Here is a 23,708-nt window from a genome sequence, read left to right on the forward strand (position 1 = left end):
ATTGTTGGCCGGCAAGCCTAGTGCCCGCTTACCGCCGGGGCAACGGCATCACGCGCCCTCGACGCAGAGCGTCACGCCCATGCCGCCGCTGATGCACAGCTTTGCCAGGCCCTTGCCGTGATCGCTGCGCGCCGGTTGGTGCAGCAGAATGGCGAGAATACGGGCGCCCGATGCGCTGATGGCAATAGCGGCGCCATTGACGTTTACCCGTGCAGGGTCCCAGCCCATAGCCGGATTGACCGCGCAGGTCCGGGCTGTTTCTGCCTGGTTTAGGCAGAGAGAGGACCGTTGAGAAGGGCCGTCCAGGCCGCGCGGTGGCCGGTCTGCAGTTGCGCGCCGGCCAGGGCGGCGTCGCCCGCGGCCCGGCTCACGGCCCGACCCGGCAGGCTTGCCTCGATTTCCGCGAAGATGACCGGATGCAGGTCGAGAACGCCGCCGATAAACCGGATCGGGTGATCACCGGCGCGGGCCAGCAGGGCGGAGCCCAGATGCGCCAGCTCGGCGCCAGCCTCGCGCAGGATGGCCAGTGCCGTCCCGTCGCCGGCCTCGGCCGCCTGGGCGACCGCCACGGCCAGAGTTCCGATCCGGCCACGGTCGCCGCCATAGACGAATTGCCGGACGTCGTGCCACTGGCTGCCGCGAATCTTGGCGAACAGGCTGTCGGCCAAGGTCTGGACCGGGGCAAAGCTGCCCTGCCGATCAAAAGCGCGATAGAGGCGGTCCAGCGCCCTTAGCGCAATCCAGCTGCCGGCGCCGCCATCATCGATCAGGATGCCGCGGCCACCGACGCGGATGGTCTGGCCCGTGGCGGTGACATGCACGCCGATCGATCCAGTGCCGGCCGAGACCAGATGCCCCGCCCCCGGCTCGAACTGGGCGATATAGGCCAGGACGATATCGTCGAGCAGCACGATCGCATCGGGTGGAACGGCGAAGCGCTCACCGACCAGCGCCTTGACGGCCTCGGTTGCTTCAGCGCCATAGCCGGTGATGCCGCCAGTGACGCTGCTGGCAGTCAGTCCAGCATCGCCAACGGCCTGGGCAATGGTCGACAGGGCCAGGCTCAGTCGATCTTTCTCGCTCGGATTGAAGACATGGCCGGTGGCGCCGCTGGCCGCGCCACGCCCGAGCACACTGCCATCGGGCGCACAGGCGACCCAGCGGCTGGCAGTGCCGCCCACGTCGAGGCCTAGATGGACGGTCTGGCTCATGCCGGCACGCCGGCTTTGACGAACATCCGCGTGATCTCGCGCGGATTGGTGATCATGGTGCCGACGACCACGGCATGGGCGCCGGCATCGAAGGCCTGCCGCACCAGATCGGGCGTATTGTAGCGTCCCTCGGCCACCACCGGCACGGACAGCCGCGATGCCAGGGTTTCGAGCAGCAGCAAATCGGGTTCCTCCGGCTTCGGCTGGGTCGCCTCAGTATAACCCGATAGGGTGGTGGCGACATAGCTGGCGCCCCAGTCAGCCGCAGCCAGGCCTTCGTCCAGGGTGGAAATATCGGCAAACACCGCGGCGCCCAGCTCCTCGCGGATGCGCCGCACCAGCAGCTCGACCGGCTCGCCATCGCGCGGACGCGCGGTGCAGTCGAGCGCCACGATCTGGGCGCCGGCGGCAATAATGGCCTGGGCAGCGGCAAAGTCGGGCGTGATATAGACCGGGAACCGGTCGGAGAAGACCTTGTTTATGCCGATGACCGGCAGGCCGGCGGCCCGGACCGCCGCGATGTCGTCAGGCCCATTGGCGCGGATGGCCACCGCCCCGCCGTCGCGGGCCGCCAGCGCCATGGCGCCCATGAAAAGGGGACCATGCAGAGGATTGTCCGCCCGGGCCTGACAGGACACGACCAGTCCACGCGGCAGGGCAGCGCTCACTTGACGGCGCCCGAGGTCATGCCGGCGATGAACTGCTTGGAGAGCACGATATAGATGATGATGATGGGCGCCGCCGACAGGGTCAGGCCAGAGAACAGCACGCCCCAGTCGGTAGTATATTCGCCCATGAAGCTTGTCAGGCCCTGCGGCAGGGTCTTGAGGTCGTCATTCTGGATGAAGACCAGGGGAAAGAAGAAATCGTTCCAGATCGGCACCACGTTCTGGATGCCGGCGATCACCATGGCCGGGCGCACCAAAGGCAGCATGATCGACCACATGATGCGCGCCTCGCTGGCGCCGTCCATGCGGGCGGCATCCTCGAGTTCATTGGGCAGGCTGCGGATGAAGCCGGTCATGATGAAGACCGTCGTGGGCAGGCCCATGGCGGTGTAGACGAAGATCAGCGAGAGCTGGTTGTTGAGGATGGAGAGGTCCCGCATCAGCATGAAGAGCGGAATGATGGCCAGCTTGAGCGGCAGGGTCAGCCCGGCCAGGAAGAACATCAGGATGAAGTTCGAGCCGGTAAAGGCATAGCGACCGATGGCATAGGCCGCCATGGTCCCCAGCGTCAGGATCAGCACCATGGAGGCGCCGGTGACGACGAAGGAATTCAGCAGGTAGCGCAGGAAATTGGTCTCGGTCCAGATGCGCAGGAAATTGCCGACCTGGGTGAAGTCGGGGATGGCAAAGGGCGACTGGAAGATCTGCGGCGTGGTCTTGAAGGCCGAGAACACCATGATGATGATGGGGGCCAGCATCAGCACGGTATTGGCGATCAGCACGATCTGCAGCAGGCCGTCGCGCCCGAGCGTGCCGAGGATGCCACGGCGATCGTAATAGCTGGTGCTGGCGGCGGTCATACCTGGATCTCCCTGGCCCGCAAGCGCAGCGTCATGAAGGTGGCAAAGGCGGCGATGAAGATGAAGATCAGCACGGCCAGCGCGCTGCCCAGGCCGAAATCCTGCTGGCCGGCCGACACATTGCCGAAGGCGGTGCGGTAGAAATAAAGCCCCAGCACATCGGTGGAGCCGTAGGGCGAACCATCGAGGCCGGCCATGATATAGGGCAGTTCAAACCAGTTGAACGCACCCACGAAGAGCAGGGTGAAGACGATGGTGGCGCTGGGCGCCACGAGCGGCCAGACGATCTTGGTGATCTTGACCCATTCGCTCTCGGTTTCCATGCGCGCCGCGTCGAGGATTTCCCCCGGAATGCGCTGCATGCCGGCCAGGAAGACCAGGGTGGGAAAGCCCACCATGTGCCAAGCCTGCGCCCCGATCAGCGCCCAGAGCGCGGTGCCACCCTGCCCCAACCAGGGCTGGGCCAGCCAGTCCAGCCCGATGCCGCGCAGGCTGATATTGACCACCCCGAACAGGGGATGCAGGAACAGCTTGAACAGGTAGGCCACGATGATGGTAGAGAGCACCACCGGCAGGAACACAGCGATGCGGTGAAAGCGGGCGCCGGGCAGTTCGCGCCATAGCGCATAGGCGAGCAGGAAGCCCAGTCCGTTCTGCAGCACCATCAGGGCAAAGAAGACGATGAGGTTGTGAGAAAAGGCATTGATCGTCCAGCTGCGATAGGGCTCGACGAAGAGCACGGTATGAAAATTTTCCAGCCCGACAAAGGCGCCCCGGCGCAGGCCCTGCCAGTCAAAGAAGGCATAGGCGAAGGCCGAGATGATCGGATAGACGATAAACAGCGCCACAAAGGCCAGTGGCGGTACGATCAGCACCGTGATCCAGAGGCCTCGGCCGGTCATCCTGAGTTGGGGCATGGTCGGGCTCGCCTGGCTAGGTCAGAAGGAGTGCTCCTCCCCGCGGACGGGAAGGAGCGGGGCATAAGTCGGGAGACTTAGTCCTGGAAGGGCTCGTACCAGGCGGCAAGGCCGGTGGTCAGCGCTTCGCCAATGGCTCCGGGCGTGGTTTCGCCGGCAAACAGCTTCTGCATTTCGCCCTGGATCAGCACCGAGCCGGAGGGCTCGCCAAAGCGGAAATGCACCAGCATCAGATAGGGGATCGAGCTGGCATTGAGCTCGTTGACCTCGGCCAGCAGCGGATTGTCGAAGGTGACGCCCGGAATTGTCGAGATATTGTTCAGCGTATTGGCGAAGGTCTGGCCAAATTCCTGGCTGGCCAGATAGTTGAGGAACTTGATCGAGGCTTCCTTGTTGGCGCCCGCCGCATTGGCGGCGTAGCCGCCATCGAAATAGAGGCCGACCAGCTTGTCATCCGCGGCCGACCTGCCGGGCGCGGCGAAGACGCCCAGCTCGATATCGGGGTTCTGCGCCTTGAAGGTCGCCAGTTCATAGGAACCGCCGATGAACATGCCGGCCATGCCTGACGAGAACAGCTGCTGGGCCGAGGGATAGTCGAGGCCGATAAAGCCGTCGGGGAAATAGTCCGCCGCCAGCGAAGCGACTGAGGCCAGCGCGCCGGTAAAGGCGGGATCGGTGAAGTCGGTCGTGCCGGCCATCAGCCCGTCATAGAAGGCCTTGCCCATCAGCGAGGAGCCGAGCCCAAAGGTCACGGTTTCGTTCTGCCAGGCGGTGGCTGTGCCATTGGCAAAGGGAATGGTGCCGGCATCCTTGAGCGTCTGGCTGGCGGCCAGCAGTTCGTCCCAGGTCTGCGGTTCGGCCAGGCCATTGGCGTCGAAAATCGCCTTGTTGTAGATGACCAGCTGGGTCTGGCTGGCAAAGGGCACAGCATAGGCAATGCCATCGGCGCGCACGCTTTCAGCAGCGATGGCGGCCGGAACAAAATCGGCCAGCGCCGGCACGTTTTCTGCCGATAGCGGCTCGAGATATCCGGCCGCGGCGACATTCTCGAGCCCGCCATAGGCGCGCACCATCATGACGTCCGGACCGGTGCCGCCAGCCAGGGCGGTCGAGAGGATGGTGTTGTAATTGGCGGCCTCGAAGGTTTCGAAGTTCACCGTGATGCCGGGATTGGCCGCTTCAAAGGTCTCGATGAAGCCCTCATAGGCGGCGCGGTCTTCCTGGCGCCAGCTCCAGAATGTCAGGTCCTGCGCCAAAGCCGGCGCCGCGACAAGCAGGGCGCTCAATGCGGCGCCGATGCGGATCAGTTTGGTTCTCATGGTGTTCCCTCTCCTTGTGAATTCATGCGTATGGACTGTGCCGGCGCCTCTAGGGCTCCAGCCGCCGGCCATCCTCGGCGGAAAAGTAATGCGCGGCGCCGGGCTCGACCGTCACGGTCACCAGCTCGTCGGGCGCAAACAGGTCATTGGGCGTGGTGCGGGCCGACAGCAGCGTGTCGTCGGCCAGGCGGGCATAGACATAGGCATTGTCGCCCAGATATTCGGTATAAACCACGGTAGCCGAGAGCCCCTCGCCCCCTGTACCGCGCTGCAGGCGGACGGCGTCGGGACGCAGTCCGAGCCTGAAGGCCGACCCTGCCGGCAAAGCGCCGGTGGCGACCGAGCCGCCATTGGCAATGCCGACGCGATCGCCGTCGCGAGTGACATTGATCAGCGTCATGCGCGGCGAGCCGATAAAAGTCGCCACGAAAGTATTGGCCGGCGTTTCATAGAGCTGGCGCGGCGAACCGACCTGTTCGATGCGGCCGGCATTCATCACCACGATCTTGTCGGCCAGGGTCATGGCCTCGACCTGGTCATGCGTCACATAGATCATGGTGCCGCCGATATCGCGGTGAAGCTTGGCGATTTCCAGCCGCACATCCGAGCGGAGCGCGGCATCGAGATTGGACAGCGGCTCGTCGAGCAGGAAGACGTCGGGCTTGCGCACCAGAGCGCGGCCGATGGCGACGCGCTGGCGCTGGCCGCCCGAGAGTTCGCGCGGCTTGCGCTGCATCAGCGGCTCGAGCCGCAACATGCGCGCCGTCTCGGCAATGCGGCTCTCGACCTCGGCCTTGTCCAGCCCCATGAGACGGGCGCCGAAAGCCATGTTTTCATAGACGTCCATATGCGGATAGAGCGCATAGGACTGGAAGACCATGGCAATGCCGCGGCGCGAGGGCGCCACATCGTTCATGCGATGGCCATTGAGAAAGAACTCGCCCTCGCTGATCGGATCAAGCCCGGCGATCAGGCGCAGCAGGGTCGACTTGCCGCAACCGGACGGACCGACAAAGACCACGAATTCGCGGTCGCCGATCTCCAGATCGATGCCGTGCAGCACGTCGGTGGTGCGAAAGCGCTTCTTGATGCCGCGCAGCGATAGCTGAGCCACTGTAACCCTCCGATTGCCCTGCAGGCGTGCAGGCCCCTACGCCGGCACCCTCCCTCAAGAACGCCAATATTGGAATACTAAATTCCTATTTTCAATAGTGTCAAGAATATTATATTTTGTATATCGCTGGGGAAATCGGCATTTCCAAGCCTGACCGGTCAGGGCGCCTTGAGCACGGCGACAGCGGTCTCGCTGTTGTGGATGAAGTCCGGCGCATCGTCCTGCCGGCGCAGCAGCAGGATGAACATCATGTCCATCAGCATCAGCTGGGCATCGCGGGAGGTGATGGCCGAGGAGCGCACCCGCTCCTCGTCGGCGACCGTGAACAGATGAATGTCGGCCAGATCGAGCAGGGGATTGGGCTGCAGGCCGGTCACCGAAATAACCGTCGCCCCCCGCTGCTTGGCCACCTCGGCGATGCGCAACGTTTCCAGACTCCGGCCCGAATGCGACAGGGCCAGCAGGGTATCGGCCGGCCCCAGGCCAGAGGCATTGGCGACCTGGATATGGGTATCGCTGTCGATCAGCACGGTGCGGCCGATCTTGAGCAGCTTGTAGGAGAAATCCCGCGCCACCAGGGAGGAGGCGCCCACGCCGGCCAATTGGATCTTGCGGGCACCAGCCAAGGCCTCGAGGGAACGGTCGATGGTCTGCTCGCTATTGGCGGCGGTGGTTTCACGCATGGACAGCAGCTTGCTGCCGATCAGCTTCTGCAGGATCGTCATATAGCTGTCGCTGCTGTCGATCGAGCCGTGGATGATGCCGCCGGGCGCCTGCCATTCCAGCGCCTTGGCCTTGTTCACCGCCAGCTTGAGCTGCTGATAGCCGCCATAGCCCAGCTTCTGGCTGAACTTGACCACGCTGGACTGGCTGCGACCGGTGACGTCGGCCAGGCCCTGCGAGGACAGGGTCAGCATCTGCTCGGGATGATCGATGATGAAGCGGGCAATCTGCTGGTCCGCCGGGGTCATCGACTCCAGCTTGGCGCCAAGTACCTTCAATATGGACATGTTTCCCCCTATCAGCATTCCGTCATCAGCGTTCTGCCGCTACAACCGGGCCAGGACGACTAGGGCCGAAGGCGCAGGCGTGGCAATGGCTGCGCGCCGCCCATGACCCGCCGATCCCTGGCGGCATTGTGCCGCGCCATCTGCCAATTTGGAATACAATATTCCAAACTTAATTGACATCTGGAATATTGCCTCCTAGCATCCAGCCGGATTGAGCGAGGGCACAATGGCAAGAAGCATCTTGATGGCAGAGCTCGACCAGCTCGTCTCGGAGGCCCGAAACCCCGACACGATGCAGATCGACCTGATGCCGACCCCCGATATTCTCGCGGCGATGAACCGCGAGGACAGCAAGGTCGCCGACGCCGTCCGGCGCGAACTGCCACAGATCGCGCTGGCCGTGGACCGGGTGGTGGAAGCTTTCAGGGCCGGCGCACGGCTGATCTATCTGGGTGCCGGCACCAGCGGTCGCCTTGGCGTGCTGGACGCCTCGGAATGTCCGCCCACCTTCGGCGTGGCCGAGGGCATGGTCATCGGCCTGATTGCCGGCGGCGATCGGGCCTTGCGCCACCCCATCGAAGGCGCCGAGGATGATCGCGGCGAAGGCCAGCGCGACCTCGAGAAGCTGGCGCTGACGCCGCGCGACGTGGTGGTGGGGATCGCGGTCAGCGGTCGCACCCCCTATGTCATCGGCGCGCTGGACTATGCCAAGAGCGTGGGCGCGACCACTGTGGCGCTGTCCTGCAATCCGGATTCGACGATTGCCCGGCTCGCCGACATCGCCATTTCGCCGGTTGTCGGCCCCGAGGCGCTGACCGGTTCGACGCGGCTCAAATCGGGCACGGCGCAAAAGCTGGTGCTCAACATGCTCAGCACGGCCAGCATGATCCGCATCGGCAAGACCTATCAGAACCTGATGGTGGACGTGAATGCCAGCAATGAAAAACTGCTGGCCCGCGCCGTCCGCATCGTCATGCAGGCCACCGAATGCACACCGCAGCAGGCCGAGGCCGCCCTGGAGCTGACCGGCAATGACGTCAAGCTGGCCATTCTCGTCCGCCTGACCGGTCTGGAGGTCACCGCGGCCCGCGCCACCCTGGCATTGGCGGGCGGCTTTTTGCGCCGGGCCATCGAAAGCAAGCCAGCACAACCAAGCGAAATGTCTGCCGCAAAAATCTGACCACATGCCATCAATTCTGGAGGGAACAAGATGATCTGGACCAATTCACGCAAATTTGCCGCCGGGCTCGCTGTCGCGACCGCCCTGTCGACCACCGCCATCGCCCTGCCGACCCAGGCCGCCACCCTGCGCATGGCCTGGTCGCAGGATGCCACCGGGCTTGATCCGCACACACAGACAGCGTTCTCGTCGCTGCGCCTGCTCGAGCTGATCTATGAGCCGCTGGTGCGCCTCGACAGTGAACTCAACATCGTGCCGGCCATTGCCAGCAGCTGGGAATTTGCCGACGACGCCAGGACGCTGACCTTCACGCTCGACCCCGCGGCCAGCTTCAGCGACGGCACCAAGGTGACCTCGACGGACGTCAAGGCGTCGTTCGAGCGCGTGCTCGACGAAGCCACTTCGGCTGCGGCCCGGTCCAATTTCCTTTCCATTGCCAGCATCGATACGCCCGATGATGCGACGGTCGTGTTCAACCTCAGCACGGCCGACGTGCCGATCCTGGCCGCCATGGCCAATATCAATGCGGCCATCGTGCCGGCCAGCGCCATCGCGGCCGGCAGTATCGGCACGACGGCCCTGGGCTCGGGCCCGTTCACGCTCGACAGCTGGGAGCCCAATGCCCGCGAAGTGCTCAGCGCCAATGCGGAATGGGCAGGCAGCGACCTGGCCATCGATGGCATCAATGTAACGGTACTGCCCGATGAAAGCGCGATCCTGGCCTCGCTGCGCGCCGGCCAGATCGATTTTGCCCTGATCAACGACCCGCTGATCGCCACCCTTGTGCCCAACGAGCCCAATCTGCAGCTCAACCGCGTCGGCGGCCTCGCCTATAATGTGCTGCAGCTCAATCCGTCGCGTCCGCCAATGGACAATCTGCTGGTCCGCCAGGCCATGTCCTGTGCCATCAATCGCCAGGAAATCATCGACGCCGCCCTGGTCGGCGAAGGCGTCGTCACCGGACCGATGACGGTGCCGGCCTTCGCTCAGGATCCGAGCACCTTGTTCTGCTACGAGCAGGACATCGACCGCGCCCGTGCCCTGATGGAAGAAGCAGGGATGACCGAGGGCTTTACCGCCACGGTGATCGCCGCGACGGGCGAACCGCCGGTGGCCGCTTCCGAGGCGCAGGTGCTGCAGGCTCAGCTGGCCGAGATCGGCGTCACGCTCGAGATCGAGATGATGGAGCTCAATGTCTATGTCGACACCTGGCTGAAGGGTGATTTCGACATGGCGGTGGCGCAGAATGGCGGCCGGCCCGATCCCTATCCGATGTATAACCGCTACTTCACCAAGGAAGGCAACCTGCTGGGCGTATCGAACTTTGTCGACGACACTCTCGACAGCCTGATGAAGCAGGGCCAGGCCGAGACCGACCCGGCCAAGCGCGTCGAGATCTTCCACCAGTTCGAGAGCCACCTGGCCGAACAGGCGCCCTGGCTGTGGCTGTCGACCTCGTACACCTATACGGCCCAGCTCAAGACCGTGACCGGCTTTGAGCCCTCGCCGACCGGCACGCTCTTCGGCCTTACCAAGGTCGCCATCCAGTAGCTTCCGACGGGGCTGGCCCGCTGCCAGCCCCCTATCTCAAAGGTCCAGCATCAATGCACTATCTGGCACGGCGCCTGCTGACCTTTCCGCTGATCCTGCTGGGCGTCTCGCTGCTGGTCTTCGTCTCGATCCGGCTCATCCCCGGCGACGCCATCACGGCCATGCTGGGGACCGAGGCGGGCATGCTGACACCCGACCAGCGGGCCGCTTTGGCCCGCTATTTCGGCATCGACCAGCCGGTCTGGTCGCAATATCTGCGCTGGCTGAGCGGGATGTTGCAGGGCGACCTGGGCGTCTCCACCATCTATGCGCGGCCGGTTTTCAGCATCATCCTCGAGCGCTTTCCGCTGACGCTGGAGCTGGCGCTGCTGGCCATGCTGATCGCATTGAGCGTGGGCATCCCGCTCGGCGTGCTGGCGGCCACCCGCAATGGCCGGCCCAGCGATCTGGGCGTGCGCCTGCTGGCCATGCTGGGGCAGTCCACCCCCAGCTTCGTGCTGGGCATCCTGATCATCTTCGTGCTCTCGGTGTTTTTCGGCGTGGTGCCGGCCATGGGCATGTTCACCCCGCTCTGGCAGGATCCGCTGGCCAATCTCAGCCAACTGATCTTTCCGGCCATCACGCTGGGCTTTGCCTTTGCCGCCTCGGTCACCCGGATTTCCCGCTCGGCCATGCTCGACGTGCTGAGCGAGGACTATGTGCGCACCGCCCGTTCCAAGGGTGTGCCGGCGCTGAGCGTCGTCTGGCACCATGCCTTGCCCAATGCGCTGATCCCGGTGGTGACCCTGTCGGGCGTCGAATTCGGCTATCTGCTGGGCGGCGCCGTCATCGTCGAGCAGATCTTTGCCCTGCCCGGCCTGGGCCGACTGGTGCTGGATGCCATCAGCCAGCGCGACTATGCGCTGGTGCAGGGCACGGTGCTGTTCATCGCCTTCAATTTCCTGGTGGTCAATCTGCTGGTCGATCTGGCCTATGCCGCACTTGATCCGCGCATCCGGCTGGGAGGCAAGTGATGGCCATGCTGCGCGCCCTCATTGGCCACCCGTCCGGACGCATCGGGGTCGTCATCATCGGGCTTTATCTGCTCGCGGCGCTGTGTGCCGCCATTGGCCTGACGCCGCATGACGCGCTGCAGATGTTCACGCTCAACCGGCTCAAGCCGCCCAGTGCCGAGTTCTGGATGGGCACGGACCTGCTTGGTCGCGACACGCTGAGCCGGCTGATGCTGGGCATCGGCCAGTCGCTCAACATCGCCTTTGCCGCCGTGGCGTGCGCCACCCTGGGCGGTACCGTCATCGGCCTGCTCGCGGCCTGGTGGGGCGGGCTGTGGGATGGCGTGCTGATGCGGCTGATGGATGTGCTGCTGGCCTTTCCGGCCATCCTCCTGGCGCTGCTGATCATCGCCATAGTCGGCCCGGGCACCTTTACCAGCGTCACCGCCATTGCCATCGTCTATACGCCGATCTTTGCCCGCGTCGTGCGCGGCCCGGCGCTGTCGCTCAAGCAGCGCGATTTCGTCGATGCGGCCCGCACCTTCGGCAGTTCGCAATTCTACGTGCTGACCCGGCACCTGCTGCTCAACCTCGTGGCGCCGCTGGCCGTGCAGGTCACCCTGGCTTTGGCCTGGGCGCTGCTGACCGAAGCAGGTCTTTCCTTTCTGGGCCTTGGGACACAGCCGCCGGCGCCCTCGCTGGGGGTGATGCTCTCTGAGAGCAAGAACCTGATGCAGCAGGCGCCCTGGCTGATGCTGTTTCCGGCGCTGACCATCATGCTGGGCATATTGGGCTTCAACCTCACCGGCGACGCGCTGCGCGACATTCTCGATCCGCGCACCCAGGGGAGGACCGCATGAGTCCGCTGCTTTCCGTCCGCGACCTGCATGTCGGCTTTGGTGCCGATCCAAGGGCCGATGCAGTGGTGCGCGGCGTCAGCTTTGACCTCGCCGCCGGCCAGACGCTGGGCATTGTTGGCGAAAGCGGCTCGGGCAAGTCGGTCACGGCCCTCTCAATCAACCGGCTGGTGGATTTCGGCGGCGGCCGTATCACCGGCGGCGCCATCGCGCTGCAGCGCGCCGATGGCAGCCTGCTCGACATCACCACCGCCCCGGAACAGGTGCTGCGCCAGGTGCGCGGCAGCGATATCGGCATGATCTTTCAGGAGCCGATGACCTCGCTCAACCCTGTCCACACGGTGGGCGCCCAGATCGAAGAGGCGCTGCGGCTCAACCGGGGCCTGCGCGGCCAGGCCGCGCGCCAGGGGGCGCTGGACATGCTCGACCGCGTCCGCATTCCCGATGCGAAATCGCGCCTCAACTATTATCCGCACCAGCTGTCGGGCGGCATGCGGCAGCGCGTGATGATCGCCATGGTGCTGGCCAGCAGCCCGCGGCTGCTGATTGCCGATGAGCCAACCACCGCGCTCGATGTCACGGTGCAGGCCCAGATCATGGCGCTGCTGGCCGAACTGCGCGCCGAGACCGGCATGGCGATGATCTTCATCACCCATGACATCGGCCTGGTGGCCGGCATTGCCGACCGCATCATGGTCATGCAGAACGGCCTTGCCGTCGAGCAGGACGATACCAATGCCGTGCTCGACCGGCCGCAGCACGCCTATACCAGACACCTGCTGAGTGCGGTGCCGCATTTCACCGCTGGCAAGGCGGCGCGAGACGATGGGCCGCGCCGCATAACCAGCACGCCGATCATCAAGGTCGACGACCTGGTCGTGCGGTTCCCGGTGGGGCGCGGTCTGTTTCGCCGCCCCGCGGCGGTGCATGCCGTCGATGGCGTGGATTTCGATCTACTGGCCGGCGAGACGCTGGGCATTGTGGGCGAAAGCGGCTCGGGTAAATCGACCACCGCGCGCGCTCTGCTGTCGCTGGTCGGCAAGCAGCGCGGCAGCATCACGATAGCGGCCGGCCGCTCGCGCCGGCCGGTACAGATGGTATTCCAGGATCCCTTTGCATCGCTCAATCCGCGGCTTGATGTAGCGGCCCTGCTGGCCGAGCCGGCCATCGCCAATGGCCAGCGCCAGGACGCGGCGCTGCGCGACCGCATGGTCTTCCTGCTCGAGCGGGTGGGTCTCTCGGCCGACGTGCTGACGCGCTATCCGCACCAGTTCTCGGGCGGCCAGCGGCAGCGCCTCTGCATTGCCCGAGCCCTGATGCTCAATCCGGAAATCGTCGTCCTCGACGAGGCGGTCTCGGCGCTCGACGTCTCGGTGCAGGCCACGGTGCTCGACCTGCTGATCGACCTGCAGCGCGAATTTGGCCTGGCCTATCTCTTCATCTCCCATGACATGGCCGTGGTCGAACGCATTGCCCATCGCGTGGCGGTGATGTTTGCCGGCCAGATCGTCGAGATCGGCGCGGCCCATGCCGTGCTCTCGGCGCCCCAGCACAGCTATACGCAACGCCTGATCGCGGCGGTGCCGGCAATCGAGCGGCGCAACCAGCACTTTGCCCTCGACGCCAGCCAGGTGCCCTCTCTGGTACGGGTGGCAGGCTATGAACCCCCGGCCGCGCAATGGCGTGAGGCCGGGACCGATCACCATGTGCGCCTGGAGACCGCGTCATGACCGCGACCGCGCTGCTGGAGCGCGCCTTTGCGCCGCTCGCTGCCGCCATCGACGCCGGCCGCATTCCCGGCGGGGTGCTGGGCGTGATCGATGCAAAGGGCAACCGGGCGGTGCGCGCCAAGGGGGCGGCCCAGATGGTGCCGGAGCGGCGCCCCATGACCGAGGACACCTGGTTCGACCTGGCGTCCCTCAGCAAGGTGCTGTTCACCACCCCGCGCATCCTGGCGCTGGCGGCAACCGGAAGCATCGATCTCGACGCCCCGCTCACCAGCGTGCTGCCGGACTTCCGGCACTATAATCTCGACAATTGGGAGCGCCGCGTCACCTTCCGGCAGTGCCTGGGGCATCAGACGCCGTTCCCCGCGGTGTTTCCGCTCTATACCTATGGCCGTGACCCCGACCTGCTGCGTACCTTCCTGCTGCAGCACGCCTGGGAGGCCGGGCCGTCGGTCTATTCCGACATCAATTTCATCCTGCTCGGCCTGGCGCTGGAGCGGGTCGAGGGGCGCACCATCCGCAACATGGATCCCGGCCCCGGCTTTGCCTGGTCGGCCGATCCGGCAGAGGCGGCGGCAACCGAGGACTGCTACTGGCGGCATCGCGTGCTGGTGGGCGAAGTGCATGACGACAATTGTTCGGCCCTTGCGGGCGCTGGACATGCCGGGCTCTTCGGTACGGCCGCTTCCGTGCTCGACTTTGCCTACGCGCGCCTTACTGACGCCGGCGCCGATGCCCTGATCCGCACGCCGCTCTCGGCCCGCCGCACGCATGGCTGGGAGCGCCCCCATGAAGGCTGGTCGGGCGGCGAGCATTGCTCGGCAGCCACAATCGGCCATACCGGCTTTACCGGCACTGGCCTGTGGATCGATTTTGCCCGCGGACAGGCCTGGACATTGCTGACCAATCGCGTGCATCCCACCCGCCATTTCGACAGTGGCATCGTGGCGCTGCGCCGCGCCGTCGGCGACCTGATCAACATCAAATAGGAGAAGCGCCATGCAGCCGATCTGGGCCGTGGGACTGATGACGGGAACCGTGCTCGACGGCTATATCGACGTGGCGCTGGTGCAGACCGATGGCGAGAACATTGCCGCCTTTGGCGACTATACCCTCGCCCCCTATCCGCCATCGATCCGCAGCCTGCTCGAGGAAACCCTCAGCCAGGCACTGGCCTGGCAGTTCGAGGGCCCCGAGCCCGCCATCTTTGCGGAGGCCGAGGAGGCCATTACCCGGGCCCAGGCCGCCGCGGTAGCCGACCTCATCCGGGCGGCCGGGCTGACAACGACCGATATCGGCATTGTCGGCTTTCACGGCCAGTCGGTGCTGCACCGTGCGCCGCAGCCGGGCCGCATCGGCGCCACGCGGCAATTGGGCAATGGCCAGCTGATGGCGGACCTGCTGGGCATACGCGTCGCCTATGACTTCCGCTCCGCCGATGTGCGGGCCGGCGGCCAGGGCGCGCCATTGGCCGCGCTCTATCATCAGGCTTTACTTCGACGCCTCGGCTATACCGATGGCAGCACGGCGGTGCTCAATCTGGGCGGGGTGGCCAATATCACCTGGTGGGACGGCGCCGACCAGCTGATCGCCTTCGATGTCGGCCCGGCCAATGCGCCGATCAATGATTTCATCCGCGGTCTCGGCCTGGGCGACATGGATCGCGACGGGCAGCTGGCGCTGCGCGGCACGGTGGACGAAGCGCGCCTGGCGCAATTGCTGACCCATCCCTATCTCGCTGCGCCCTATCCCAAATCGCTTGACCGCTTCGACTTCTCCGCCCGCATGGCCGATGGCCTGGGCCCGGCAGACGGGGCGGCAACGCTGACCGCCTTTACCACCGGCGCCGTCGGCAAGGCGCTCGACCTGCTGCCCCGGCGGCCCGACCGGCTGGTGGTCTGTGGCGGCGGCCGGCACAACCCGGCCATCATGGCCATGCTGGAAAGCCGGGCCGGGGTCGAGGCCGTGGCCGCCGACACGCTGGGCCTGCGCGGCGATGCCATCGAGGCAGAGTGCTTTGCCTTTCTGGCGGTGCGCGTGCTGCGCGGCCTACCGATCAGCTTTCCCACCACCACCGGCGCGCCCCATCCCATGACCGGCGGAAAACTCAGCCATGGCTGAGCTGGCGCTGACGGTAACCGACCAGCCAGACGCGGCAGTGCTCGCCGAACTCGGCGACAATCTGGCCGCCTTCAATGAAGGCGATGTCGGCCCGTCCGGCCGCACGGCCCTCGCCGTACTGGTGCATGAGGCCGATGCCCTCGTCGCCGGGCTGTCCGGCTATACCGCCTGGGGCTGGCTCTATGTGCAGTGGCTCTGGGTGGCCGAAAGCCAGCGCGGTCAAGGCCTGGCCGGACGGATGCTGGCGGCAGCGGAGACCGAGGCGCGGGGCCGCGGCTGTCACTGCGCCTATATCGACACTTTCAACCCATACGCCCTGCAGGTCTACCAAAAGGCCGGCTATGCCATATTCGGCACCCTGCCCGATTTCCCGCCGGGCCGCAGCCGCAGCTTCCTGTCCAAAGCGTTGATCTGAGGACAGGCCCCATCTGGAGACTAGCCAGGCCTGTCGTTACGACCGCCATTCCGGCTGCGGTTCGGCGAGGGTCTGCAGCGTGGCCGGGTCGGCGCCGTCGATGCGTTGCAGCAGCAGGCGCGTCAGCTCGGTGCCGGCGGCGAACACATCCTCGCGGATGCTGTCGAGCGCCGGGAACAGCGCCGGCAATATGCCAGAGGTCTGCTTGTAGACCAGGTGCAGGTCCTGCCCCAGTACCAGGCCAGCCTCCTGCAGCCCACCCAGCAGCGCAATGGTGCGCATCTCGCTGTCGCAGATCATGCCGTCCGGCCGGTCCGCCCGCCTGGCCAGATCGAGCCCGACCTGGCGCATCTCCGCCGGCGTGATGCCGCGGGTATTTTCCAGCACCTCACCCTCCATGCCGGCCCGGGCCGCGGCGCGCCTGAAGCTGGTGACGATATTGTGGTAATTGGTGGTGCTGTCATCGCCGATCACCAGCATGAGCCTGCGGCAACCCTTGCTGGCCAGCCGTTCGACCGCCATGGCGGCAAAGGCTTCGGCATGGAAATCGTGAAAGGCGTGCGGGGTGTAGAACTCGGTGCGTCCATGGCTGACGAAGGGGAAGTCCGCATCGATCATCATCTGCACCCGCCGGTCGCGCGGCCCGGTATGGGTGATGATGACCCCGTCGGCAGTCCGGTTGTCGAGAATGTAGCGAATGGTGTCGGCGCTCAGATGGCGCTCGAATTCGGGGACCACTGTCAGGTGATAGCGGGTGCCCTGGATGGCCTGGCCGATGCCCTGGATCATCTGGCGGGCAAAATCGATAGAATCCTCGGCGCCATCGAGCACCAGGGCGATGACATTGGTCTTGCCGGTGCGTAGGCGGACCCCGGCCCGATCGGGCACATAGCCCAGCCGCTGCGCCGCCTCGGCGACCCGGTCGCGGGTTTCCTGCTTGAGCGCAGCGCCGCCGCGCAGCGACAGCGATACGGTCGACAGGCTCAGCCCCGTCGCCGCGGCAATGGTGCGCAGGGTCACGCGCGGTCGGGCGCCGTCCCCTTCCCTGCTGCCTGTTCTGGTCTTCTGGCTCATGCTGCCCCGTCCCCCTATCGTCTTATATCGGTCGCACGGGAAACCAGGCCAGTTCAATTTTTTGCAACGATGTAGCTGCAGTCGCCCAGGATCTGAAACGATTTCATGATTGCAACATACTGTCAGTTCAGTGATTTACAACGAAAGCGTCACCGGTTCTGACCTAAGGCGATTTATAATTGCAACGTTGCACTTCGTGTGCTTTGTTTGACCACGCGCTGGGAGGAACATTCGGCGCGACAGGCCGCCCCCTAGAGGCGGTGGGAGCAGCAGAGGAGGAGTTGATGCTCAAACGAGGTTTTCTGTCCACGGTGGCCGCAGTGTCGCTGATGGCTGCCGCGGCGCTGCCGGCGCGGGCGGAAGTGTCGATCATGTATATGGAAGCCTTCGCTGCCCTGATCGAACCGGGCATCGAGGCCTTCGAGGCCGAGACGGGCGAAACCGTCAATGCCATCAAGCTCCCCGGCCAGGGCTATGACCAGCGCATTGCGCTCGATCTCAGCGCCGGCACCGCCGCCGACGTCAATTTGATCGACAGTTTCATGGTCAGCGAACTGGCCGCCGCCGGCTATCTGGAGCCACTCGGACCGATGGCAGAGGGCTGGGACCAGTTCCAGCATTATCTGCCCGGCCTGCTCGAAGTCGCTTCCTATCAGGGCGAGATCTATGCCCTGCCCACCGATACCGACGTGCGCATGCTCTGGTATGACCTGTCCAATTTCGAGAAGGCCGGCATTCCCACCCCATGGGCACCCAAGAACTGGGCCGACATTCTCGACGCCGCAACCAAGCTCAAGGAAGCGGGCGTGCAATATCCCTTCCAGCTGCCGGCCGGCACCAAGCAGGCAGAAGCCGCGACCATGCAGGGCGTCTACATGGCCCTGCTCGGGGCCGACGTTCCCGAAGGCGACCGCAATCGCCTACTCAACCGGGAGACCGGCCAATGGATCGGCGACAGCCCCGGTCTGCGCCGCGTCTTCGACTTCTATCATCAGGTCTATACCGCCCAGGAACTGAACCCGGCCGACCTCAATTACGCGACCGATATCAGCGCGGCCGTGCGCCAGGCCCTGGCCGATGACCAATTGGGCATTCTGGCCTCCGGCTCCTGGGAAGATGCCTGCCTGTGGGACTGCAACAATCCACCCAGCCGCGAGGAGCGCGATGCCCAGGTCGCCTGGACGCCATGGCCTGGCTCGGGGGAACCCGGCACCAAGGAGACGACCAATATTTCGGGCGGCTGGGCCCTGGGCATCAATGCCAAGGCCGCCGACAAGGCCGTGGCCTTCGATCTGGTGACCGCGATCTTCGATGAGGCCAATTTCAAGACCTGGACCCTGGCCAATCATCGCATGGCGGTGCGCACCGATATTTCGGAAAGCCCGGAATACACGGCCGATCCGTTCCTGGCGGAGGCCACCAAACTGGCCGCCGACACGACGGGCCGCGACACCATTCCCGGCTACCAGACGGTATCCGCACTGATCCAGCAGGCGACATCCGACCTGCTCGACGGCGCCGAAGTCGACGAGGTCATGCAGAACTATCATGACGCCCTGGTCGACGAGTTCGGCGAAGAGAAGGTCATAACCTACGAGTGAGACACCTCCCGGCGTGGCGGCATCAGGTGTCCTCCGGGTGCCGCCGGGCTGGGGAGTTTGATCTGGGCAGACCCTATGGTGCGCGTGTCGAACCATAGGGTCTGCCCCAGCATCGCCCCGACCGCGTCCGCCGACATGGGCAGGATGAGGTTCACCGAAGCCCCGGCGTCGACGAGGCCAGAACCATGAAAAACCAGGCCAATCCCTGGCTCACCAGCAATCTTCTTGTGCTCAGCCTCGGCATGCTGCCGGCGGCGCTGCTGATCGGCGCGCTGCTTTACTTCACCGTGTGGGCCTTCGCCTTCAGCTTCACCGACCTGACCCTGGTAGGCCGGAAATCGGTGGAATGGAGCTGGGTTGGGCTGCAGAATTTCGAGCGCCTGTTCACTCGCCGCGGCTTTCTGGAATCGCTGTGGACCACGGTAATCTTCGTGTTCTTTTCGGCCATTGTCGGCCAGTCGGTGCTGGGTTTCCTGCTGGCCGCGGCCCTGCGCGGCACGCAATCCACGCTGCGCAGCGTGGTGGAAGTATCCATCATGCTGGGCTGGCTGCTGCCCGATATCGTCGCGGCCTTTCTGTGGTCGGCGACCACCAACCAGACCGGGCTGATCAACGCCATCTTCGTGACGCCCTTCGGCTTTCCGCCGATCAATTTCATCAATGACTATGCCCTGCCCATCGTCACCATTGCCAATATCTGGAAGGGCACGGCCTGGTCCTATCTGCTGTTTTCGGCCGCGCTGGATTCGGTGTCGCGCGAAGTGGTCGAGGCTGCCAAGGTCGATGGCGCCACCGCCTTGCAGCGCATCTGGCTGGTGCAGTTGCCGATCATCCGGCCGCATATCGCCACCAATATGCTGTTCATCACCATCTGGACCTTCACCTATTTCCCGCTGATCTACGCCATGACCGGTGGCGGTCCCGGAAGACAGACCGAGACCCTGGCGGTCTTTCTCTACAATCAGAGCTTTTCGCGCGGCAATCTGGGCTTTGGCAGCGCCATCTCCGTCGCCATGCTGGTCATTGTCGGCCTGCTGTCCCTGGTCTATCTGCGCCTGCTGCGGGAGCCAAAATAATGGAATCCAACCCCGTCACCTCGCGCATGACCGCCATTGCGCTGAGCTTCATGGCCGTCATCTGGGTGAGCCCGTTTTCCTGGCTGATCCTGAATGCCTTCAATCCGCTCTCGACCGGGCAGCTGGAGATCCCGCGCAGCATCGGGCTCGACAATTTCGCCCTGGCGGTGAGCGGCAATGCCGGGCGGCAGTTCCTCAATTCCATGCTGATCGCCGGCGGCACCGCCACGCTCAGCGTCGTGGTGGGCATTTCGGCCGCCTATCCGCTGTCGCGGCTGCGCATTCCCGGCCGCAATGCCTTTTTGTGGACCCTGGTGCTGCTGCGCATGCTGCCCTCGGCCGGCGTGCTGGTGCCGCTCTATTTCGCGGCGCAGCGGGGCGGGCTGCTCAACCAGTTCGGCGTTATCATCGCGCTGACCATACTCAACCTCCCCTTCACCCTGCTGCTGCTCAAGAACTTCTTCGACACCGTGCCGATCGAGCTTGAGGAGGCGGCCTATGTGGAGGGGGCCAACCTGTTCCAGATCGTCACCCGCATCGTGCTGCCCATGAGCCGGGCCGGCATTGCCGTGGTCTGGTTCTTCAGCTTCACCGGCGCCTGGAACGAGTTCCTGCTGCCGCTGATCTTTGCGCGGGTGCAGGATGCCTTTCCCATGTCGGTGGGGCTCTATGCGGCCTTCGGCCAGCAGGGCGCCATCAATTACGGCTTCCTCACCGCCTTTTCCATCATCTACGCCGCCCCGGCGATCGGCGTCTATTTCCTGTTGCGGCGAAACATGAATACCGGTTTCGCCGGTGTCGGAGTCAAAGGATGACCTATTCCAATCCCCTGTCGACCAAGCTCGGTTTGCTCGACGACGACCTCAAGCTGGAGGGCAAGCTGCTGCGGCTCTGTGCCGATCTGCAGCAGAAGATCCTGACGCCGATCCCCGACGCGCCCTTTGCCTGGCACGTGCAGCGGGCCGATATCGACGCGGCCACGGCGCTGGCGGCGGACTGGCGGCAATGGGAAGCATTCGGCCCGCATTCGGTCTGGGCCAGGCATCAGGGCCATACCTGGTTTGCCGCGGAGGTCGTGGTGCCCGAAGCGGCCACCGGGCAGACGCTGGTGCTCGGCTTTACCAGCCAGTGGCAGAACCGGCCCGGCTCCACCGATCCGCAATGCCTGGCCTATCTCGATGGCCACATCGCCCAGGCACTCGATGGCAATCACACCGAACTGGTGATCGAATGCCAGGCCGTTCCCGGCAACAAGCATACTTTGCTGGTCAATGCCTTCACCTTCTTTGACCGGCCGCTGGTCGGCTTCACCGTCGACTTCTTCATCCGCAATGAACGCGCCGAAAAGCTCTATTATGACCTAATGACGCCGCTCGAGGTGGCCATTCGCCTGCCGCAGCAGGATGCGCGGCGCCATGCCGTCCTGGCCATTGTCGAGCGCGCGCTGCGGGCGCTGGATCGGCGCGACGGGCATACCGACGGCTTTGTCGCTTCGCTGGGCGCCGCGGAGGCGATTGCCGCCGAAATCTACGCTCTGGTCGATAGCGAGAACCAGCCGCAGATCACCGCCGTGGGCTCGACCCATCTCGATGTCGGCTGGCTCTGGCGCGTCATGCATACGCGCGACAAGACGGCGCGCTCCTTCGCCACCGTGCTCAACCTGATGGAAGAATATCCCGATTTCATCTTCATGTATAACCAGTCGGTGCTGTTCGACTTCCTGCGCCAGGATTATCCCGAGCTGTGGACGCAGCTGCTCGAGCGGGTCAAGACCGGGCAGTTCGAGATCGAGGGCGCCATGTGGGTGGAGCCCGACGTCAACATCGTCTCGGGGGAATCCCTCGTCCGTCAGATCATGCGCGGACGGCGCTTTCACCGCGAACATTTTGGCGTCGATCCCAAGACAGTCTGGCTGCCCGACACCTTCGGCTATTCGGCCAACCTGCCGCAGATCATGGACAAGTCGGGGCTGAAATACTTCGTCACCTCCAAGCTGAGCTGGAACGACACCGACCGCTTCCCCTATGACAGCTTTCACTGGCGCGGCATTGACGGCACCGTGACCAAGGCGCAGCTGATTACCGCCCAGCGCTATGAGAGCGAGCAGATCTTCACCACCTATAATGGCGACCTGTCGGTGTCCGAGACCATGGGCGCCTGGAAGCGCTATGAGCCCAAGGCGGCCCATGACGAGGTGGTCATGAGCTATGGCTATGGCGACGGTGGCGGCGGGCCGACCCGCGCCATGATCGAGCGCGGCATCCGGCTGCAGCGCGGCATTCCCGGCGCGCCCAAGGTCAGATTGGAAGGCATCGTGCCTTTCCTCGATCGTCTCGGCACGGCCATGGACGCGCCGGAGCAGAAATTCCCCACCTGGAATGGCGAGCTCTACCTGCAATATCATCGCGGCACACTGACCTCGGTGGCCAAGAACAAGGCCAATAACCGCAGGGCCGAGCGACTGCTGCACGAGCTCGAATTTTTGGGCGCCATGGCGCTGAGCCAGGCCGGCGCGGCCTATCCGAGCGAAATCCTGGCCAATTTCTGGGAGCTGGTGCTGATCAACCAGTTCCACGACATCCTGCCGGGCACCTCGATCCCCGAGGTCTATGCCGACAGCGATGCCGAGTACGACCAGATTTTCTCCACGCTCGGCTCGCGCAATGGCCCCTGGCACAGTGCCGCCCAGGCTTTCGCGGCGCCGCAAGCCGATCAATTGCGGCTGGTCAACTTTACCGGCCAGCTGCGGTCATCATTGGTTCATACTGGTGACGAAATGGCGGCAGAGGGGCTGTTCCTGGCCACCCAGGATGAGGTGCAACCGCTACAAAAACTGGTCGCGGCCGACGGCTCGGTCCGCTATGGCGCGCGGATATCCACGCTTTATCCCCTGGGCTGGACCGCCGCCCAGCTGCTCAGCGCGGGCGTCGCCAGCACCAGTTCTTCGCTCTCGGTGTCGGCCAGCCATCTCGAAAACGACCAGCTGCTGGTGCGCTTTGATGACAAGGGCGAAATCACCTCGGTCTTGGACAAGAGCCGCCAGCGCGAGACCCTGGCCGCCGGCGCGCGCGCCAATCGCCTCATCGCCTATGAAGACAAGCCCATGGAATGGGACGCTTGGGATATCGATCGCTATTTCGAGGAGCAGTTCTGGCCACTGGCCGATGGCCCCTGCCAGGTCAGCGTGGTCGAGACCGGCCCGCATCGCGCCGCCATCCGCGTCGAGCGGCGCTACCAGGCCTCCACCGTGGTGCAGGTCATTTCCCTTGGTGCCGGGGCGCGTCAGGTCGAGTTCGACACCTTTATCGACTGGCAGGAGCGCCATACCGTGCTGAAGGCCCAGTTCCCCTTCGATCTCAACACCTCCGAGATCCGCGCGGAAATCCAGTTCGGCCATGTCACCCGCTCGACCCATCGCAATACCAGCTGGGACAAGGCGCGTTTCGAGGCCTCGATGCACCGCTGGGTCGACCTCAGCGAGCCCGATTTCGGTGTCGCCCTGCTCAATGACTGCAAATATGCCTATGACTGCCTGGAGCAGTCGGTGCGGCTAACCCTCGTCCGGGGCTCGACTTTCCCCGATCCACAGGCCGATCTGGGCGAGCATCGCCTGCGCTATGCCCTGTTCGTGCATGACGGCATTGCCGACCTGGCCGAGGTGCAGCGCGCCGCCGAGGCCTTCAACAATCCCATCGCGGTGATCGGGGCGCGCGAGCCCGCCCGGACCAGGGCCGAGGCGCTGGAGCATTTCAGCTTTGCCAGTGTTGATCAGGCCAATGTGACGCTGGAAACGCTCAAGAAGGCTGAGACGTCTGACGCCCTGGTGCTGCGCGTCTTCGAGCATGCCAACCGCCGGGCAACGGCCACCATCGCCTTCGGCGTCGCCGTCAAAGCGGTGCGCAGCGTCAACCTGATGGAGGAGGGCGAGGCCCTGCCCCTGACGGTTACCGACAATACAGTCACCCTGTCGCTGCGACCCTTCGAGATCGCAACGCTGCTGATCGATATCTGAGGA

20 protein-coding genes and 1 pseudogene are annotated in these 23,708 nt (G+C 64.7%); 12 read left to right on the plus strand and 9 right to left on the minus strand.

Annotated elements, in window-relative coordinates:
- Positions 1-48: 48 nt before the first annotated feature.
- From AC4NN3_RS14710 to AC4NN3_RS14745, 8 genes and pseudogenes are all read right to left on the minus strand, one after another.
- Positions 49-270: pseudogene (locus AC4NN3_RS14710) on the minus strand (acetyl-CoA C-acetyltransferase); the annotation flags it as partial.
- Entirely contained in the window at positions 270-1,211 is a 942-nt protein-coding gene (locus AC4NN3_RS14715; RefSeq protein ID WP_491927828.1) for an N-acetylglucosamine kinase, read from the minus strand. The gene AC4NN3_RS14715 and the pseudogene AC4NN3_RS14710, both read right to left, overlap by 1 nt.
- Positions 1,208-1,879, minus strand: coding sequence for an N-acetylmannosamine-6-phosphate 2-epimerase (locus tag AC4NN3_RS14720; RefSeq protein WP_491927829.1), 672 nt, complete (start codon positions 1,877-1,879; stop codon positions 1,208-1,210). Before AC4NN3_RS14720 ends, AC4NN3_RS14715 begins: the two co-directional genes overlap by 4 nt.
- Complete coding sequence (locus AC4NN3_RS14725; RefSeq protein ID WP_491927830.1) at positions 1,876-2,739, minus strand: carbohydrate ABC transporter permease; 864 nt, start codon at positions 2,737-2,739, stop codon at positions 1,876-1,878. The genes AC4NN3_RS14720 and AC4NN3_RS14725 overlap by 4 nt, the downstream gene beginning before the upstream one ends.
- Complete coding sequence (locus AC4NN3_RS14730) at positions 2,736-3,656, minus strand: carbohydrate ABC transporter permease (RefSeq protein WP_491927831.1); 921 nt, start codon at positions 3,654-3,656, stop codon at positions 2,736-2,738. Before AC4NN3_RS14730 ends, AC4NN3_RS14725 begins: the two co-directional genes overlap by 4 nt.
- A 77-nt stretch (positions 3,657-3,733) precedes the next feature.
- Positions 3,734-4,975: an extracellular solute-binding protein gene (locus AC4NN3_RS14735; RefSeq protein ID WP_491927832.1), complete on the minus strand. Its 1,242-nt coding sequence runs from the start codon at positions 4,973-4,975 to the stop codon at positions 3,734-3,736.
- Between the two features lie 49 nt (positions 4,976-5,024).
- Positions 5,025-6,089, minus strand: coding sequence for an ABC transporter ATP-binding protein (locus tag AC4NN3_RS14740; protein ID WP_491927833.1), 1,065 nt, complete (start codon positions 6,087-6,089; stop codon positions 5,025-5,027).
- A 158-nt stretch (positions 6,090-6,247) separates the two neighbouring features.
- Positions 6,248-7,099 carry a MurR/RpiR family transcriptional regulator gene (locus AC4NN3_RS14745; protein WP_491927834.1) on the minus strand — a complete coding sequence of 284 codons (852 nt, stop codon included), beginning with the start codon at positions 7,097-7,099 and terminating at the stop codon, positions 6,248-6,250.
- A 226-nt stretch (positions 7,100-7,325) separates the two neighbouring features.
- On the opposite strand from AC4NN3_RS14745, the gene murQ reads away from it, so the two are divergent.
- From murQ to AC4NN3_RS14785, 8 genes are read left to right on the plus strand one after another with little or no spacing between them, the layout of a single operon-like run.
- A complete protein-coding gene (murQ, locus tag AC4NN3_RS14750; protein WP_491927835.1) occupies positions 7,326-8,279 on the plus strand; it encodes an N-acetylmuramic acid 6-phosphate etherase in 954 nt (317 codons plus the stop codon).
- 30 nt (positions 8,280-8,309) lie between these two features.
- Positions 8,310-9,830, plus strand: a complete 1,521-nt coding sequence (locus tag AC4NN3_RS14755) for an ABC transporter substrate-binding protein (protein WP_491927836.1) — start codon at positions 8,310-8,312, stop codon at positions 9,828-9,830.
- A 53-nt stretch (positions 9,831-9,883) separates the two neighbouring features.
- A complete protein-coding gene (locus AC4NN3_RS14760) occupies positions 9,884-10,843 on the plus strand; it encodes an ABC transporter permease (protein WP_491927837.1) in 960 nt (319 codons plus the stop codon).
- Positions 10,843-11,682, plus strand: coding sequence for an ABC transporter permease (locus tag AC4NN3_RS14765; RefSeq protein WP_491927838.1), 840 nt, complete (start codon positions 10,843-10,845; stop codon positions 11,680-11,682). Before AC4NN3_RS14760 ends, AC4NN3_RS14765 begins: the two co-directional genes overlap by 1 nt.
- A complete protein-coding gene (locus AC4NN3_RS14770) occupies positions 11,679-13,409 on the plus strand; it encodes an ABC transporter ATP-binding protein (protein ID WP_491927839.1) in 1,731 nt (576 codons plus the stop codon). Before AC4NN3_RS14765 ends, AC4NN3_RS14770 begins: the two co-directional genes overlap by 4 nt.
- Positions 13,406-14,395: a serine hydrolase domain-containing protein gene (locus tag AC4NN3_RS14775; RefSeq protein ID WP_491927840.1), complete on the plus strand. Its 990-nt coding sequence runs from the start codon at positions 13,406-13,408 to the stop codon at positions 14,393-14,395. The genes AC4NN3_RS14770 and AC4NN3_RS14775 overlap by 4 nt, the downstream gene beginning before the upstream one ends.
- 10 nt (positions 14,396-14,405) lie before the next feature.
- Positions 14,406-15,527, plus strand: a complete 1,122-nt coding sequence (locus tag AC4NN3_RS14780) for an anhydro-N-acetylmuramic acid kinase (RefSeq protein WP_491927841.1) — start codon at positions 14,406-14,408, stop codon at positions 15,525-15,527.
- Positions 15,520-15,942, plus strand: coding sequence for a GNAT family N-acetyltransferase (locus AC4NN3_RS14785; RefSeq protein WP_491927842.1), 423 nt, complete (start codon positions 15,520-15,522; stop codon positions 15,940-15,942). The genes AC4NN3_RS14780 and AC4NN3_RS14785 overlap by 8 nt, the downstream gene beginning before the upstream one ends.
- Positions 15,943-15,978: 36 nt before the next feature.
- On the opposite strand, the gene AC4NN3_RS14790 is transcribed toward AC4NN3_RS14785, so the two are convergent.
- Positions 15,979-17,016 (minus strand): LacI family transcriptional regulator, encoded by a 1,038-nt coding sequence (locus tag AC4NN3_RS14790; protein WP_491927843.1) that lies wholly within the window; start codon positions 17,014-17,016, stop codon positions 15,979-15,981.
- 284 nt (positions 17,017-17,300) lie between these two features.
- Between AC4NN3_RS14790 and AC4NN3_RS14795 the strand changes: the two genes are divergently transcribed.
- The 4 genes from AC4NN3_RS14795 to AC4NN3_RS14810 all read left to right on the plus strand — a co-directional run bounded on the left by AC4NN3_RS14795 (position 17,301) and on the right by AC4NN3_RS14810 (position 23,705).
- Entirely contained in the window at positions 17,301-18,617 is a 1,317-nt protein-coding gene (locus AC4NN3_RS14795) for an extracellular solute-binding protein (protein WP_491927844.1), read from the plus strand.
- Between the two features lie 185 nt (positions 18,618-18,802).
- Entirely contained in the window at positions 18,803-19,693 is an 891-nt protein-coding gene (locus tag AC4NN3_RS14800) for a carbohydrate ABC transporter permease (protein WP_491927845.1), read from the plus strand.
- Complete coding sequence (locus AC4NN3_RS14805) at positions 19,693-20,508, plus strand: carbohydrate ABC transporter permease (RefSeq protein WP_491927846.1); 816 nt, start codon at positions 19,693-19,695, stop codon at positions 20,506-20,508. Before AC4NN3_RS14800 ends, AC4NN3_RS14805 begins: the two co-directional genes overlap by 1 nt.
- Positions 20,505-23,705 carry an alpha-mannosidase gene (locus AC4NN3_RS14810; protein WP_491927847.1) on the plus strand — a complete coding sequence of 1,067 codons (3,201 nt, stop codon included), beginning with the start codon at positions 20,505-20,507 and terminating at the stop codon, positions 23,703-23,705. Before AC4NN3_RS14805 ends, AC4NN3_RS14810 begins: the two co-directional genes overlap by 4 nt.
- Positions 23,706-23,708 lie beyond the last annotated feature (3 nt).

This window comes from Devosia sp. MDV22-iso42 (assembly GCF_058629155.1).

What these genes read in the sequence shown, in the direction of transcription:
- AC4NN3_RS14715 (WP_491927828.1), bottom strand. Translation starts at nt 1,211, where the DNA reads ATGAGCCAGACCGTCCATCTAGGCCTCGACGTGGGCGGCACTGCCAGC.
- AC4NN3_RS14725 (WP_491927830.1), bottom strand. Translation starts at nt 2,739, where the DNA reads ATGACCGCCGCCAGCACCAGCTATTACGATCGCCGTGGCATCCTCGGC.
- AC4NN3_RS14730 (WP_491927831.1), bottom strand. Translation starts at nt 3,656, where the DNA reads ATGCCCCAACTCAGGATGACCGGCCGAGGCCTCTGGATCACGGTGCTG.
- AC4NN3_RS14735 (WP_491927832.1), bottom strand. Translation starts at nt 4,975, where the DNA reads ATGAGAACCAAACTGATCCGCATCGGCGCCGCATTGAGCGCCCTGCTT.
- AC4NN3_RS14745 (WP_491927834.1), bottom strand. Translation starts at nt 7,099, where the DNA reads ATGTCCATATTGAAGGTACTTGGCGCCAAGCTGGAGTCGATGACCCCG.
- murQ (WP_491927835.1), top strand. Translation starts at nt 7,326, where the DNA reads ATGGCAAGAAGCATCTTGATGGCAGAGCTCGACCAGCTCGTCTCGGAG.
- AC4NN3_RS14755 (WP_491927836.1), top strand. Translation starts at nt 8,310, where the DNA reads ATGATCTGGACCAATTCACGCAAATTTGCCGCCGGGCTCGCTGTCGCG.
- AC4NN3_RS14760 (WP_491927837.1), top strand. Translation starts at nt 9,884, where the DNA reads ATGCACTATCTGGCACGGCGCCTGCTGACCTTTCCGCTGATCCTGCTG.
- AC4NN3_RS14765 (WP_491927838.1), top strand. Translation starts at nt 10,843, where the DNA reads ATGGCCATGCTGCGCGCCCTCATTGGCCACCCGTCCGGACGCATCGGG.
- AC4NN3_RS14770 (WP_491927839.1), top strand. Translation starts at nt 11,679, where the DNA reads ATGAGTCCGCTGCTTTCCGTCCGCGACCTGCATGTCGGCTTTGGTGCC.
- AC4NN3_RS14775 (WP_491927840.1), top strand. Translation starts at nt 13,406, where the DNA reads ATGACCGCGACCGCGCTGCTGGAGCGCGCCTTTGCGCCGCTCGCTGCC.
- AC4NN3_RS14780 (WP_491927841.1), top strand. Translation starts at nt 14,406, where the DNA reads ATGCAGCCGATCTGGGCCGTGGGACTGATGACGGGAACCGTGCTCGAC.
- AC4NN3_RS14785 (WP_491927842.1), top strand. Translation starts at nt 15,520, where the DNA reads ATGGCTGAGCTGGCGCTGACGGTAACCGACCAGCCAGACGCGGCAGTG.
- AC4NN3_RS14790 (WP_491927843.1), bottom strand. Translation starts at nt 17,016, where the DNA reads ATGAGCCAGAAGACCAGAACAGGCAGCAGGGAAGGGGACGGCGCCCGA.
- AC4NN3_RS14795 (WP_491927844.1), top strand. Translation starts at nt 17,301, where the DNA reads ATGCTCAAACGAGGTTTTCTGTCCACGGTGGCCGCAGTGTCGCTGATG.
- AC4NN3_RS14800 (WP_491927845.1), top strand. Translation starts at nt 18,803, where the DNA reads ATGAAAAACCAGGCCAATCCCTGGCTCACCAGCAATCTTCTTGTGCTC.
- AC4NN3_RS14805 (WP_491927846.1), top strand. Translation starts at nt 19,693, where the DNA reads ATGGAATCCAACCCCGTCACCTCGCGCATGACCGCCATTGCGCTGAGC.
- AC4NN3_RS14810 (WP_491927847.1), top strand. Translation starts at nt 20,505, where the DNA reads ATGACCTATTCCAATCCCCTGTCGACCAAGCTCGGTTTGCTCGACGAC.